The sequence below is a fragment of the Kitasatospora albolonga genome, from assembly GCA_002082585.1.
Taxonomy (GTDB): Bacteria; Actinomycetota; Actinomycetes; order Streptomycetales; family Streptomycetaceae; genus Streptomyces; species Streptomyces stephensoniae.
This window is the reverse complement of record CP020563.1, coordinates 2,775,275-2,790,180: the sequence shown is the minus strand read 5'-3', so window position 1 is coordinate 2,790,180 and position 14,906 is coordinate 2,775,275. Positions and strand designations below refer to the sequence as shown.

10 protein-coding genes are annotated in these 14,906 nt (G+C 73.2%); 9 read left to right on the top strand and 1 reads right to left on the bottom strand.

Annotation, left to right across the window (positions count from 1 at the left end; translation table 11 throughout):
• Positions 1 to 410 precede the first annotated feature (410 nt).
• Together B7C62_11990 and B7C62_11985 are read left to right on the top strand one after the other, a co-directional pair.
• The gene (locus B7C62_11990; protein ARF72907.1) at positions 411 to 4,268 is read left to right on the top strand and encodes a family 2 glycosyl transferase; all 3,858 of its coding nucleotides are present in this window, start codon (positions 411 to 413) and stop codon (positions 4,266 to 4,268) included.
• The gene (locus B7C62_11985; protein ID ARF72906.1) at positions 4,265 to 5,827 is read left to right on the top strand and encodes a hypothetical protein; all 1,563 of its coding nucleotides are present in this window, start codon (positions 4,265 to 4,267) and stop codon (positions 5,825 to 5,827) included. Before B7C62_11990 ends, B7C62_11985 begins: the two co-directional genes overlap by 4 nt.
• Before the next feature lie 23 nt (positions 5,828 to 5,850).
• Here the strand turns inward: B7C62_11985 and B7C62_11980 are convergent, their stop codons facing one another.
• Positions 5,851 to 6,285 carry a hypothetical protein gene (locus B7C62_11980; GenBank protein ARF72905.1) on the bottom strand — a complete coding sequence of 145 codons (435 nt, stop codon included), beginning with the start codon at positions 6,283 to 6,285 and terminating at the stop codon, positions 5,851 to 5,853.
• 484 nt (positions 6,286 to 6,769) lie between these two features.
• On the opposite strand from B7C62_11980, the gene B7C62_11975 reads away from it, so the two are divergent.
• The 7 genes from B7C62_11975 (at position 6,770) to B7C62_11945 (ending at position 14,762) form a co-directional block, all read left to right on the top strand.
• The gene (locus B7C62_11975) at positions 6,770 to 7,150 is read left to right on the top strand and encodes a hypothetical protein (protein ARF77115.1); all 381 of its coding nucleotides are present in this window, start codon (positions 6,770 to 6,772) and stop codon (positions 7,148 to 7,150) included.
• Between the two features lie 70 nt (positions 7,151 to 7,220).
• Positions 7,221 to 8,588 carry a phosphomannomutase/phosphoglucomutase gene (locus B7C62_11970; GenBank protein ARF72904.1) on the top strand — a complete coding sequence of 456 codons (1,368 nt, stop codon included), beginning with the start codon at positions 7,221 to 7,223 and terminating at the stop codon, positions 8,586 to 8,588.
• 484 nt (positions 8,589 to 9,072) lie between these two features.
• The gene (locus B7C62_11965) at positions 9,073 to 9,255 is read left to right on the top strand and encodes a hypothetical protein (protein ARF72903.1); all 183 of its coding nucleotides are present in this window, start codon (positions 9,073 to 9,075) and stop codon (positions 9,253 to 9,255) included.
• Between the two features lie 173 nt (positions 9,256 to 9,428).
• A complete protein-coding gene (locus tag B7C62_11960; GenBank protein ID ARF72902.1) occupies positions 9,429 to 10,562 on the top strand; it encodes a mannose-6-phosphate isomerase in 1,134 nt (377 codons plus the stop codon).
• 111 nt (positions 10,563 to 10,673) lie between these two features.
• Positions 10,674 to 11,879 carry a mannose-6-phosphate isomerase, class I gene (locus B7C62_11955; GenBank protein ARF72901.1) on the top strand — a complete coding sequence of 402 codons (1,206 nt, stop codon included), beginning with the start codon at positions 10,674 to 10,676 and terminating at the stop codon, positions 11,877 to 11,879.
• Between the two features lie 93 nt (positions 11,880 to 11,972).
• Positions 11,973 to 12,914 carry a cation transporter gene (locus tag B7C62_11950; protein ID ARF72900.1) on the top strand — a complete coding sequence of 314 codons (942 nt, stop codon included), beginning with the start codon at positions 11,973 to 11,975 and terminating at the stop codon, positions 12,912 to 12,914.
• 390 nt (positions 12,915 to 13,304) lie between these two features.
• A complete protein-coding gene (locus tag B7C62_11945; GenBank protein ID ARF72899.1) occupies positions 13,305 to 14,762 on the top strand; it encodes an adenosylhomocysteinase in 1,458 nt (485 codons plus the stop codon).
• The last annotated feature ends 144 nt before the right edge of the window (positions 14,763 to 14,906 follow it).

Here is a 14,906-nt window from a genome sequence, read left to right as displayed (position 1 = left end):
CACCCCGGACCGCACCCTCCACGGCCCGCATACCTCAGGGCCCACCCGCAGCCCACGGCTCACACAGCTCACACGGCTCACCCGCAGCCCACGGCTCACACCGTTCACACCGCTCCATCCGGCCCCGGCAGCCCTTTCCCGAGCAGGGCTCCCCAGGACCACACCCCCACGGCCCGTTGTCCGCGCCCCCGTCCCCGGGGCGCGGACAACGGGCCGTCGGCATGTCCGCACCTCCCGGGCGCACAACAGGGGCGCAGGGGCCTTCACCCGCTCCGGGCCACCCCCGCGGAGCCGTACCGTTAGTGTGGGGCCCCGTCCGAGATGCGCCAACGCCCCGCCGGGGCGCGCGTGTACACCGATGCAGCCCCCGGGGATACGCCCCCGGACCCGGCCGGAGGGCCCGTACCTCGATGTCCGTGCACAGCCACTCGGCGGCGCCGAACGCGGCCGCCGCCGCCCCAGAGTTCCCCCGGCACGTCGTCACCGCCGTGCTCGTCTCCCACGACGGAGCGCGCTGGCTGCCCGACGTGCTGGCCGGGCTGCTCGGGCAGGAACGCCCCGTACAGAACGTCGTCGCCGCCGACACCGGCAGCGGGGACGACTCCGCCCGGCTGGTCACCGAGGCACTCGGCGCCGACCGCGTCCTGCACCTCGCCCGCCGTACGAGCTTCGGCACGGCCGTCGACGAGGCGGTCCGCACCGCCGGGGAGCTGACCCCCGACGACCTGCCCTACCTCAAGCGCCCCGGCGGCTGGGACCCGGCCACCCGGAGCTGGGTGGACGAGAACTACGACCTGCCGGAGCTGCCGCACGGCGAACCGGTCCAGTGGCTCTGGCTCCTCCACGACGACTGCGCACCCGAGCCGGACGCGCTCGCCGAGCTGCTGCGCGTCGTGGACGCCGACCGGCACGCCACGATCGTCGGGCCCAAGCTGCGCGGCTGGTACGACCGCAAGCAGCTCCTCGAAGTCGGCGTCTCCATCGCCAACAGCGGCCGCCGCTGGACCGGCCTGGACCGCCGCGAGCAGGACCAGGGCCAGCACGACCAGGTCCGTACCGTCCTCTCCGTCTCCTCCGCGGGCATGCTCATCCGCCGTGACGTCTACGAGGAGCTCGACGGCTTCGACCCCGCCCTCCCGCTGATGCGCGACGACGTCGACCTGTGCTGGCGCGCCCACCTCGCCGGGCACCGGGTCCTCGTCGCCCCGGACGCCGTCCTGCGCCATGCCGAGGCGTCCGCCCGTGAGCGGCGCCCCATCGACTGCGCCGGCCGCTCGGTCGTCGGCCCGCACCGCGTCGACAAGGCGGGCGCGGTCTACACGATGCTCGTCAACGCCCGCACGGCGGCCCTGCCCTGGGTCCTGCTCCGGCTCGTCGTCGGCACCCTCCTCCGTACGCTCGCCTACCTCGTCGGCAAGGTCCCCGGCCAGGCGCTCGACGAGGTCACCGGCCTCCTCAGCACCCTCCTGCGGCCGGGCCGCGTCCTCGCCGCCCGCCGCGACCGGGGCAAGGAAGCGGTCGACGCGGCCGAACTGCGCGCGCTCTTCCCGCCGCCGGGCGCCACCGTCCGGGCCACCGTCGAACAGGTCGCGGGCAACTTCGGCAACCGGGGCGAGGCCGAATCCAGCGGCTCGCGCCACGGGGCCGTCGAGTCCGGGCCCGGCGGGGACGACGCGGACTTCCTCGAAGTCGACCAGTTCGCCCGGCTCAAGCGGATCGGCCGCAAACCGGGCCCGGTCCTCTTCGCGCTGCTCCTCCTCGTCTCCCTCATCGCCTGCCGCAACCTGCTGACCGGCGGCTCCCTCGCGGGCGGCGCCCTGCTGCCCGTCCCCGAGACGGCCGGGCAGCTGTGGGGCCGGTACGCCGACGCCTGGCACACCGTGGCCACCGGAGGCACCCAGTCCGCCCCGCCCTATCTGGCGCTGCTCGCGGTCCTCTCCGCCCTCTTCCTCGGCTCGACGGGCTTCACCGTCACCGTGCTGCTGGTCTGCTCGGTCCCGCTGGCCGGGCTCACCGCGTACTTCGCCACCCGCCCGCTGCTCCCGTCACGGCTGCTGCGGGCCTGGGCGAGCGTGGCGTACGCCTTCCTGCCCGCCGCGACCGGCGCCCTGGCCACCGGCCGTATCGGCACCGCCGTCCTGCTCGTCCTGCTGCCGCTGATCGCCCGCGCGGCCGTCGCCGCCCACGGCCTGCGCGACGGCACCGACCCGGACGCCCCGCGCGGCAGCTGGCGCGCGACCTGGGCGTACGCCCTGCTCCTCACCGTCACCACCGCGTTCACCCCGATCATCTGGCCGCTCGCCGTGGTGCTCGGCCTCGGCGTGCTGGTGCTGCGCCGCCGGGACATCACGGCGTACGGGCTCCGCTTCCTCGCCGCCGTCGGCACCCCGATGCTGGCCCTGGCCCCCTGGTCGCTGACGCTGCTCACCGACCCGTCCGCGTTCCTGCGCGAAGCGGGCCTGGACCTCGGTACGGGGACGGGCTCGGCGTTCGACCTGCTCGGGATCAGCCCCGGCGGCCCCAAGGCGGCGGGCAGCGTCCTGCTCCTCGGCATCGTGCTGGCCGCGCTCGCCGCCCTGCTGCGCGAGGACCGTCAGTTCGCCGTCCGTGCCGCCTGGGCCACCGCGCTGGTCGGTCTGCTCTTCGCCGCGCTCGCCAACGGCTCGACCTGGTCCGGACCCGCCACCCTCGTCTACGGGGCCGCCCTGATCGCCGCCGCGCTCGTCGGCGCGGACGGCGCCCGGGTCCGGGTCGCCGAGCAGAGCTTCGGCTGGCGCCAGCCCGTCGCGGCCCTGATCGCCCTGGCCGCCGCGCTCGCCCCGGTCCTGGCCGCCTTCGGCTGGATGGTCGGAGGCGCGGACGGCCCCCTGGAGCGCCGCGACCCCGTCCAGGTCCCCGCGTTCGTGGCCGAGGAGAGCTCGACCCAGGACCAGGCGCGCACCCTGGTCCTCGGCGGCAGCTCGCCCGACTCCGTCTCGTACAGCCTGGTCCGGGGCTCCGGCGCCCGGCTCGGCGACGGCGAGCTGACCGAGGCGGCGGGCTCCAACAGCCACCTCGACAAGGTCGTCGCCAACCTGGTCGCGGGCTCCGGCGCCGACCAGGGCGGTCAGCTCGGCAACTTCGCCATCCGTTACGTCCTCGTACGCGACGGAGCGCCGCGCCAGATGAGCCGCGTCCTCGACACGACCCCCGGCCTCAGCCGCCTCAGCCAGCTCGACGGCAGCGCGCTGTGGCGGGTGGACCGCCAGGTCGCCCGGGTGATGATCGTCCCGGCGGGCGGCGAGGGCGAGCGCCTTCCCGTCGGCTCCGGACCCGTCGAGGCCCGCGCCCAGATCCCGGCGGGCGGCGAGGGCCGCGTCCTGCGGATCGCCGACGAGGCCGCCCCCGGCTGGCAGGCCACGGTCGGCGGCAAGCCGCTGACCGGCAAGACCGTCGACGGCTGGGCCCAGGGCTTCGAACTGCCCGCCGACGGCGGCCGTCTCGAGCTCACGTACGACGCCCCCTTCACGCACACCGCCTGGATCTGGGCGCAGTGCGCGCTGGCGGTGGTCCTGGTGGTCATGGCTCTCCCGGGCCGCCGCCGGGACATCGACGACGACCTGCCCGACGAGGCCCTCGCGGCCGCCGCGGACGCCGACGGCGACGGCCGCCGCGCCCGCAGGCTCCGGGCGGCGGCCGAGGCGGAGGCGGCAGCGGCGGCCGATGCGGCGGACGGTCCGGGCGAGCCCGACCCGTCCGACGGGACCCCGCGACCGCCGTCAGAGCCTCCGGCCGCGCCCCCGGTCGCCGGTCCGGGGGAGTACATCCCCGAGCAGCAGAGCGGCGCCGACCCGTACGCGAAGAACTACGCGGAGAGCGGCGGCCACGACCCGCAGGAGTCCACGGCGGGCTACGCGGCGCTCCCGCAGCAGCAGTACGGGGAGTGGGACGCCGGACAGCCCCAGGGCGCCGACCCGTCGTACCAGCAGGGCGACTACGCCGCGTACCAGCAGGACCCGTACGGCGGACAGCAGGGCACGGGCTACTCCGGCGGCTACGGAGCCCAGGACCCGTACGGCGGGCAGCCGCAGCCGCAGCAGTACGACGGCGGACCCGGCCCGTACGACCAGTACGGTCAGTACACCGGCGAGCAGCCCCCGTACGCCGACCCCGCCGCCCCGTACCCCGCTCAGCACCCCGCCGAGAACGGCGAGCAGCACCCCGACAACCCGGTCCCGGGCCAGGCCCCGTGGCAGACCCGTAACGCATCGCGAGGCGAGTCCGAGTGAAGTCCACCCACCTGTCCCTCATCGCGGGCGCCCTCGCCCTGGCCGCCGTTACCGGCTTCGCCTCGCTCAACGCGTCCGACGGCCCGGTCGAGGCCGGGGCGAAGCCCGCCTCCGCGCTGCCGGTCGAGCGCTCCAGCCTGGTCTGCCCGGCGCCCAGCACCTCCGAGCTCGCGGAGACGGTCTACACCTCGTTCACCCCGGCCGGAAAGGGCGGCGCCCAGGGGGCCGCTCAGGGAACCGCCGAAGGCACCGCCGAACTGAAGCCTGCCCTGGTGGTCCTGGACGACGACGAGACCGAGACCGACCCGAAGAAGGCCAAGAAGGCCGAGGAGGCCGCCAAGAAGGCGAGAGCGAAGGCCGACAAGCCGGTCCTCGCCGTGAAGGAGCCCGGAAAGCCGGTCCTCAAGGAGGCGAGCGGCTCCGGCTCCCCGGCCCTCGTCGGCACGGCCACCGGCAGGCTCGCCCCCGGCTGGGCGGCCCAGCAGACCACCAAGGTCACCGCGGGCGGCACCCGGGGCCTCCTCGGGGTCAGCTGCACCGCCCCGGACACGAACTTCTGGTTCCCCGGTGTGAGCACCGCCCGCTCCCGCCAGGACTACATCCACCTCACCAACCCCGACGACAGCGCGGCCGTGGCCGACATCGAGCTGTTCGGCCCCAAGGGCGCGGTCACGTCCGAGGTCGGCGACGGCATCACCGTGCCCGCCCGCTCCAGCGTCGCGCTCCTGCTCTCCACCCTGACCGACGAGGCCGTCAACGACCTGACGGCCCACATCACCACCCGCTCCGGACGGATCGGCGCGGTCGTCCTGACCGCCGAGGACGGTTCCGGTTCGGACTGGCTCACGGCCGCCGCGGACCCCGCCGCGACCCTGGTGATGCCCGGTATCCCGGCCGACGCCACCTCCGTACAGCTGGTGGCGTTCGCGCCCGGCGACAACGACGCCGACATGAAGATCCAGCTGATGGGGAAGAACGCGGCGTTCTCCCCGGCGGGGAACGACAGCCTCCACGTCAAGTCCGGGATGACCGCGACGGTCGACCTCAAGGACATCACCCGGGGCGAACCGGGCTCCCTGCGTCTCACCCCCGTGGACAAGAAGCGGGGGACCCCGATCGTGGCCGCCCTGCGCGTGGTCCGGGGCACCGGCGCCAAGCAGGAGATCGCCTACATCCCGGCCACCGGCCCGGTGGGCGCCCGGTCGAGCGTCACCGACAACCGGGCCAAGGGCTCCACGCTCTCCCTCGCCGCACCGGGCGCCACGGCCAAGGTGAAGGTGACCACGTCGGCGGGGAGCGGGGGCGGCGAGGAGGCCGTCGAGACGTACACGGTCAAGGCCGACACGACGATCGCCGTCACCCCGAAGCCCCCGGCCGGTTTCAAGGGGACGTACGCGCTGACCGTCGAGACGGTGTCGGGGGGCCCGGTGCACGCGTCACGGTCGCTGGTCCTGCCGGAGGACGGCGTACAGATGTTCACAGTGCAGACGCTGCCGGACGACGGTGGAACGGTCGTGGTGCCGTCGGCGCGGCAGGACCTGTCGGTACTGGACGACTGAGCGCCCGTCCGCGGTGTCCCCGGTCACTCCTGCCCGTACCGGGGGTCGACCGACTCCGGGGCCAGCCCCAGCAGCTCGGCGACCTGCTCGACGACGACCTCGTGGACCAGGAGGGCCCGTTCGTCGCGGCTCTTGGTGCGGATCTCGACGGGCCGCCGGTAGACGACGATCTGCGCGGGCCGCCCCTTGACCGCGGGGACCGCGCTGCCCAGCGGAACGCTGTCCTCCAGGTCGACGACCGGCACGTCCAGGACGACGAAGTCGACCTCGGCCAGCTGGGGCCAGCGCCGCTCCAGCCGCTCCACCGAGTCCTGGACCAGATCGCGGAAGACCTCGCCCCGGCTGGCCGACAGCGGCACCTGGGGCGGCGCGACCGGCCCCCGCATGCCACGGCCATGACGGTCGCGGCGCCGGGGCCGCGGCTCGAAGGGGAGGGGGGAAGGTACGGAGCTGTCCATCACCGACGCAGCGTAACGCTCCTCGGGGCGGCCCGATCGTGCCCGGGCGGCGGCCCGGGGCGGGTTTCCCCGGCGGCGCGCCGCCCCCGTACCGGCCAGGTGCCGGCCGCGTACCGACACGGCGGCCGGAGCACGCGCACACCACGCACCTGCAACGGCTCAGGTGCAACGACTAAGGAGAAACGTTTCTGCTTCGCGCGGCCGGAACGCACGGCCGGAACATTCCGGATGTCCACAGTTGAACATTCCGGCCAAGGTTGAGCACATTTCAGGCCCCTGCCCCGGTCGCCGACGGTCCGTACGGTGTCGGCATCCGCCCCGGCGCACGACCGGCGGAGCCGCCCGCCGTGCCCCGCGCCCGCGCCGCGACGCAGGTCAGGACGGTGACCGGGGGCGGTGGTGCGGCGGGGACCACGGGGCGACACGGTGGGGTGAGCCGGGGGAGAGTCGTCGCGGCCCGCTCAAGAGTGCGGTACCGTCCAACATCGTGAGCCCTGTACGTCGCTGTTCGCGCACCGCGTGCGGCCGCCCTGCCGTCGCGACACTGACGTACGTCTATGCCGATTCGACTGCGGTACTCGGCCCGCTCGCCACCTATGCCGAGCCCCACTGCTACGACCTCTGCGCCGAGCACAGTGAGCGGCTGACCGCGCCACGCGGCTGGGAGGTCGTACGCCTCTCCGACGGCTCCGCCCCCGCGCACCCCAGCGGCGACGACCTCGAAGCCCTCGCCAACGCGGTACGGGAAGCGGCCCGGCCGCACGACCGGGGACCCGACGGCGGAAACAGGGGCCCCCGCTCCGCCGACCCGGTGGAAGTCGCCCGCCGCGGCCACCTGCGGGTGCTGCGCTCTCCCGACTCCTGAGACCGGCTTCTGAGGGTTCCCGCGGCCGGGTAGTTTGGGCGGTCCGCAAAGACCCCCAGGAGGACCGGCCGTGGTTGCTGATCTGTCGCAGCTCGTGAAGGCGTACGACGTACGTGGCGTGGTGCCCGACCAGTGGGACGAGTCGCTGGCCGAGCTGTTCGGAGCCGCGTTCGTCCAGGTCACGGCAGCCGACGCGATCGTGATCGGCCACGACATGCGCCCCACCTCCCCGGCGCTGTCCGGCGCCTTCGCCCGGGGCGCGGCGGCCCGGGGCGCGGACGTCACTCTGATCGGCCTCTGCTCGACGGACCAGCTGTACTACGCGTCGGGGGCCCTGGACCTCCCGGGCGCGATGTTCACGGCCTCGCACAACCCCGCGCAGTACAACGGCATCAAGATGTGCCGGGCGGGCGCGGCGCCGGTGGGCCAGGACACGGGCCTCAGGGAGATCCGCACGCTGGTCGAACAGTGGTCGGAAGGCGCCCCGCAGCCCCCCGCCGCCGCCACCCCCGGCACGATCACGGAACGCGACACCCTCACCGACTACGCGGCCCACCTCCTGGGCCTGGTCGACCTCAAGGCGATCCGTCCCCTGAAGGTCGTGGTGGACGCGGGCAACGGCATGGGAGGCCACACGGTCCCCACGGTCTTCGACGGCCTTCCGCTCGACCTGGTCCTCCTCTACTTCGACCTGGACGGCACGTTCCCGAACCACGAGGCCAACCCGCTCGACCCGAAGAACATCGTCGACCTCCAGGCCCGCGTCCTGGCCGAGGGCGCCGACCTGGGCCTGGCCTTCGACGGCGACGCGGACCGCTGCTTCGTCGTCGACGAGCGGGGCGAGGGCGTCTCCCCCTCCGCGATCACGGCCCTGGTCGCCGCCCGCGAACTGGCCCGCAACGGCGGTGAGGGCACGGTCATCCACAACCTGATCACCTCCTGGTCGGTCCCCGAGGTGGTCCGCGAGAACGGCGGCACGCCGGTCCGCACCCGGGTCGGCCACTCGTTCATCAAGACGGAGATGGCCGAGCACGGCGCGATCTTCGGCGGCGAGCACTCGGCGCACTACTACTTCCGCGACTTCTGGAACGCCGACACGGGCATGCTGGCCGCCCTCCACGTCCTGGCCGCCCTGGGCGGCCAGGACGGCCCCCTCTCGGAACTGGTGGCGGCCTACGACCGCTACGCGGGCTCCGGCGAGATCAACTCCACGGTCGCCGACCAGTCCGTCAGCCTGGCCGCGATCGAGGCCGCCTACAGCGACCGCGACGACATCACCTTCGACACCCTGGACGGCCTGACGGTCACCTCCACGGACTGGTGGTTCAACCTCCGAGCCTCGAACACGGAACCGCTGCTGCGCCTGAACGTGGAGGCGAGGGACGAGGCGACGATGACGGCGGTACGGGACGAGGTACTGGGCCTGATCCGCTCCTGACAGGGGCCCGCTCAGCGGCTTGCGGCTTGCGGGGCAGCCGTTCGTTCAGTATTCAGCCTCTCCGGCGTTTGAGGAGCGGGGCCCGGGGCGGAGCCCCGAAATCTCAGCCTGTTCGGCGCTTGAGAATCCCCAGCCCGTCCGGCGCTTGAGGACAAAGAACCGGGGCCCGCGGGGCGGAGCCCCGGTTTCGGGAAGGGGCGGGGAGGGGACAGCCCGCCGCAGGCGCCCCCAACCCGCAACCGCCCCACCCGCAGCCCTCCCCGCAACCGCACCCAGCGACCGCACCCCCGCCCACCCCCCAGGCCCCAGGCCCCACCCCACACCACCCCCCAACGGGCCCCCGGCACACCCCCCACGACCACCCCACCGCCCCATCCCCCGATCCCCACCCCCGGCCGGGCCGCGCCCCCGTCCCCCCAGCGGTAGGCTGACGACGCCTGATCCACGTGAATCAGAAAACGCACCGCTCGAAGGGACCCACCCCATGCCGCTCGAAGCCGGCCTCCTGGAGATCCTGGCCTGCCCGGCCTGCCACTCCCCGCTCGACGACCGCACCGCGGCCGACAGCCCGGAGCTGGTCTGCACCGGCACCGACTGCGGCCTGGCCTACCCGGTACGGGACGCCATCCCGGTCCTGCTCGTCGACGAGGCCCGCCGCCCCGCCTGACCCGCGAGCGACGCGCGTACGGGCACGTCCCCGCGCGGCACCGGGCCCCACCGGAGACAGGGCGCGAGTACCAGACACCCCGCGCCCACCCCCGTAAGGCCCCGGCACCCCGTAGGCCCCCCGCACCCGCATCCCGCACCCCACCCGGACCCGGTGATCGGAGGCCCACCGCCATGCTCGACGAGTCCTTGCTCGACGCCCCGGAAGCCCTGGCCCGGGCCGACCGCCGCGACCTGCTGCGCGGCGCCGCCGAGGCGGGCGCCCGGGTCCGTACCGCCGCCCGGCACGCCGCCGAGGCGGGCATCGGCGGCCTGGCCCCCGAGGGCCGCCCCCGCGCCGTCCTCGTCGCAGGCCCCGGCACCGCCGCGTCCGGCGTCGCCGACCTGATCGGCGCGCTGGCGGGCGCGGCCGCCCCCGTCGTACGCATCCACCCCACCGGCGTCGCCCCCGCCCCCGGAGCCCTGCGCTGGGCGCTGCCCGGCTGGGCCGGTTCCGTGGACCTCCTCCTCATCGCGACCGCCGACGGCTCGGAGCCCGGCCTCGCCCTCCTCGCCGAGCAGGCGTACCGGCGCGGCTGCACCGTCGTCGCCGTGTCCCCCACCCGCTCCCCGCTGCGCGAGGCGGTCGACGGGGTGCACGGCCTGGTCGTCCCGATGGCGTCCGCCCCGCACGGCGAGTACGACGCGGAGACCTCGGCCGCGGGCCCCGGCACCCTGTGGGCGCTGCTCACCCCGTTGCTGGCCCTGCTCGACCGGGTGGGCCTGGTGACCGCGCCGCCGGAGGAGCTGGCGAAGGTGGCCGACCGCCTGGACCGTACGGCGGAGCGCTGCGGCCCGGCCATCGCCACGTACAGCAACCCGGCCAAGACGCTCGCCGCCGAGCTGGCGGACAGCCTGCCGCTGCTGTGGACGGAGGGCGAAGCCGCGGGCCCGGTCGGCAGGCGCTTCGCCGCCGTACTGTCCGAGCTCGCGGGCCGCCCCGCCCTCACGGCGGAGCTCCCGGAGGCGCTGCCCTCGCACGGCACCCTGCTCGCGGGGGACTTCGCGGCCGGAGCGGACCCGGACGACTTCTTCCGGGACCGGGTCGAGGAGGGCGAGACGCTCAGGGCCCGGGTCGTCCTGCTGCGGGACCGCCCCACGGGCGGCCTCAGCGCCTACCCGGCCGCCCGCGAGCTGGCGCTCGGCCACGACACGCCGGTCAGCGAGCTGGAACCGGACGAGGGCAGCGAGCTGGAGGCCCTGGCGGAACTGCTGGCCATCACGGATTTCGCTGCGGTTTACGTTGCTCTGGCATCAAGGTCCACGTAACAGTTCCGGCATCACGGAGAAGCACCGCTCCAACCTCACCGGACAGAGCACAGAGCACCGCACGACCCCGCCACCCCGCCAGCGCACCCGCACGACCCCGAGGACGACTCCATGGACCGGCTGTCCAACACCGTGCGCCCCTACGCCTGGGGCTCCACCACGGCCATCCCCGCCCTGCTCGGCACCGCCCCCACCGGCGAACCGCAGGCCGAGATGTGGATGGGCGCCCACCCAGGAGCCCCTTCCCGCGTGACCCGCCCCGCAAAGGACACCACCACCAGGCCCACTGCCACCACCACGCCCCCCACGGAACTCCCCCTCACCGAGGTCATCGCCGCGGACCCCGAAGGCGAACTCGGCGCGGCCACCGTCGCCAGGTTCGGCCCCCGCCTCCCCTTCCTCCTCAAGCTGCTCGCGGCCGGCGCCCCCCTCTCCCTCCAGGTCCACCCCGACCTGGACCAGGCCCGCAGGGGGTACGCGGACGAGGAGGCCCGGGGCGTCCCGATCGACGCCCCCCACCGCACGTACAAGGACACCAACCACAAGCCCGAACTGATCTGCGCCCTCACCCCGTTCGACGGCCTCTGCGGTTTCCGCGGGCCCGGCGAGGCGGCGGACGCGATGGAGGCCCTGGGCGTCGACTCCCTGAAGCCGTACGTGGACCTCCTCCGCGCCCACCCCGAGGAGGCCGCCCTCCGCGAGGTGCTCACGGCGATCCTCGGCGCCGACCCGGCGGAGATGGCCGACACCGTGGCCGAGGCGGCAGCGGCGGCGGAACGTCTCGGCGGCGCCCACGCCCCGTACGCCCGCATCGCCCACCACTACCCCGGCGACCCCGGCGTCCTCGCGGCGATGCTGCTGAACCACGTACGGCTCCAGCCCGGCGAGGCCCTCTTCCTCGGCGCCGGTGTTCCGCACGCCTACCTCGACGGCCTCGGCGTCGAGATCATGGCCAACTCGGACAACGTGCTGCGCTGCGGCCTCACCCCCAAGCACATCGACATCCCCGAACTCCTGAGCATCGTCCGCTTCGAGGCCACCGAACCCGGCGTACTGCGCCCCGAGGCATCACCCTCGGGCGAGGAGCGGTACGAGACCCCCGCCGACGAGTTCGCCCTCTCCCGCTACACCCTCGCCTCCGGGGCCGCGCCCGCCGAACTGACCGCCCCCACCCCCCAGATCCTGCTCTGCACCGCAGGCACGGTCCGGGTCGGCGAACTCGACCTGACCCCCGGACAGTCCGTCTACGTACCGGCCGCCGAAGCGGTGGAAGCCGCGGGACCGGGCACACTCTTCCGTGCCACGGTGGCGGCCTGACACCTCGTCCCTCCCCGTGGCTGCAACAATGTGCCGCCGCGACGCGGCACCAGCACTACCTGCCGCACACCGAGGAAGGGACACCACGCACACATGAGCGCGTCCGGCGGAACCAAGGCGATCGTGGCGGCGCTCGTCGCCAACCTCTCGATCGCCGTGGCCAAATTCGTAGCGTTCCTCTTCAGTGGTTCCTCGTCGATGCTCGCGGAGAGCGTCCACTCGCTCGCCGACTCGGGCAACCAGGGCCTGCTGCTGCTCGGCGGCAAGAAGGCGCAGCGCGAGGCCACCCCGCAGCACCCGTTCGGCTACGGGCGCGAGCGCTACATCTACGCCTTCCTCGTCTCCATCGTCCTCTTCTCGGTCGGCGGCATGTTCGCCGTCTACGAGGGCTACGAGAAGATCAAGCACCCGCACGAGATCACGGCCTGGTACTGGCCGGTCGGGGTCCTGGTCTTCGCGATCATCGCGGAGATCTTCTCCTTCCGTACGGCGATCAAGGAGTCCAACCAGACGCGCGGCGACCGCTCCTGGACCGAGTTCGTCCGCCGCTCCAAGGCCCCCGAACTCCCGGTCGTCCTCCTGGAGGACCTCGGCGCCCTCGTCGGCCTGATCCTCGCGCTCGGCGGCGTCGGCCTCGCCCTCGCCACCGGCAATGGCGTCTGGGACGGCATCGGCACCCTCTGCATCGGCATCCTGCTGATCGTCATCGCGATCATCCTCGCCGCCGAGACGAAGTCGCTCCTGCTCGGGGAGTCGGCCGGCCTCGAAGAGGTCGAGAAGATCAAGGCGGCCGTGGTCGACGGCGACACCGTCACCGGCATCATCCACATGCGCACCCTCCACCTCGGCCCTGAGGAACTGCTGGTCGCCGCCAAGATCGCGGTCCAGCACGACGACACCGCGGTCGAGATCGCCAACGCCATCAACGCCGCCGAGAACCGGATTCGCGAAGCCGTCCCGATCGCCCGGGTGATCTACCTGGAGCCGGACATCTTCAACGCGGAAGCCGCCGCATCCGGCACCGCCCCCGTCTAAGCCGCATCCGGCACCGCCCCCGGCTAGCCGTCCACCGGGGCCCGGCCACCACGTCCGGCAAGCCGTCCGAGGCCCCGGCCCCGAGGAACCCCGGGCCCTGAAGGATTCCGGCCACTGACCCACCGCACATCGGCCCCGATCGGCCCGGTGACCCCTCACACACGCCCGTCTCCCCGAACGGGCTGGGGCCCACTGGGCCGTTCGGTGTAGATTCGGATACGGAACAGACGTCGCTGCTGATGGCGGTCGACCGGTCCGCACATGCGAGCCGGGCGAGGGACAGAGGGCCTCCGACGGACTGCACTGCGAACGCTCGGGCATTCGTGTGTCCGGTCGCCGCAGCGTCAGCCCAACAGCCCACCCTCGACCCATCACGAGGAGCAGCCCGTTATGACGACGGTCGCCAACAACCAGGACTTCAAGGTCGCCGACCTTTCTCTCGCCCCCTTCGGGCGCAAGGAGATCACGCTCGCCGAGCACGAGATGCCCGGCCTGATGTCGATCCGCAGGGAGTACGCCGACGCGCAGCCGCTGGCCGGTGCGCGGATCACCGGTTCGCTGCACATGACGGTGCAGACGGCGGTGCTGATCGAGACGCTGGTGGCTCTGGGTGCGGAGGTCCGCTGGGCTTCCTGCAACATCTTCTCCACCCAGGACCACGCCGCCGCGGCCATCGCCGTCGGCCCGAACGGCACCCCGGAGGCCCCTGCGGGCGTCCCGGTCTTCGCCTGGAAGGGCGAGACGCTGGAGGAGTACTGGTGGTGCACGGAGCAGGCGCTGACCTGGCCGAACACCCCGACCGGCGGTCCGAACATGATCCTGGACGACGGCGGTGACGCCACCCTCCTGGTCCACAAGGGCGTCGAGTTCGAGAAGGCGGGCGCGGCCCCGGACCCGTCGACGGCGGACAGCGAGGAGTACGCGTACATCCTCACCCTGCTGAACCGCACCCTCGGCGAGTCCCCGCAGAAGTGGACCCAGCTGGCGTCCGAGATCCGTGGTGTGACGGAGGAGACCACGACGGGTGTTCACCGTCTGTACGAGATGCACCGTGACGGAACCCTTCTCTTTCCCGCGATCAATGTGAATGACGCGGTGACGAAGTCGAAGTTCGACAACAAGTACGGGTGCCGTCATTCGCTGATCGACGGGATCAACCGGGCGACGGATGTCCTGATCGGCGGCAAGACCGCGGTCGTGTGCGGGTACGGGGATGTGGGCAAGGGCAGTGCGGAGTCCCTCCGTGGCCAGGGTGCGCGGGTGATCGTGACGGAGATCGACCCGATCTGTGCGCTGCAGGCGGCGATGGACGGTTACCAGGTCGCGACGCTCGACGATGTGGTGGAGACGGCGGACATCTTCATCACGACGACGGGCAACAAGGACATCATCATGGCCTCGGACATGGCCCGGATGAAGCACCAGGCGATCGTGGGGAACATCGGCCACTTCGACAACGAGATCGACATGGCGGGCCTGGCCGCCGTCGGGGGGATCGTCAAGGACGAGGTGAAGCCGCAGGTCCACACCTGGACGTTCCCCGACGGGAAGGTTCTGATCGTGCTGTCCGAGGGGCGTCTGCTGAACCTGGGGAACGCGACGGGGCATCCCTCCTTCGTGATGTCGAACAGCTTCGCCGACCAGACGCTGGCGCAGATCGAGCTGTTCACCAAGCCGCAGGAGTACCCGACCGATGTGTACGTGCTTCCCAAGCACCTGGACGAGAAGGTCGCCCGTCTCCACCTCGACGCCCTGGGCGTCAGGCTGACCACGCTCCGTCCGGAGCAGGCGGCGTACATCGGTGTCGAGGTCGAAGGCCCGTACAAGCCCGACCACTACCGCTACTGACCCCGGCACCGTCGGCGGCCGGGAGGACCGGCACCATCTCTTCCCCGGCCGCCGCCCGGCACCGGACCTCAGCAGCAGCACGTAACAAGCGGCAGCAGCCCATGGCCGACAGCTGACGGCAGAAGGCTGACGAGACAGGCCCCC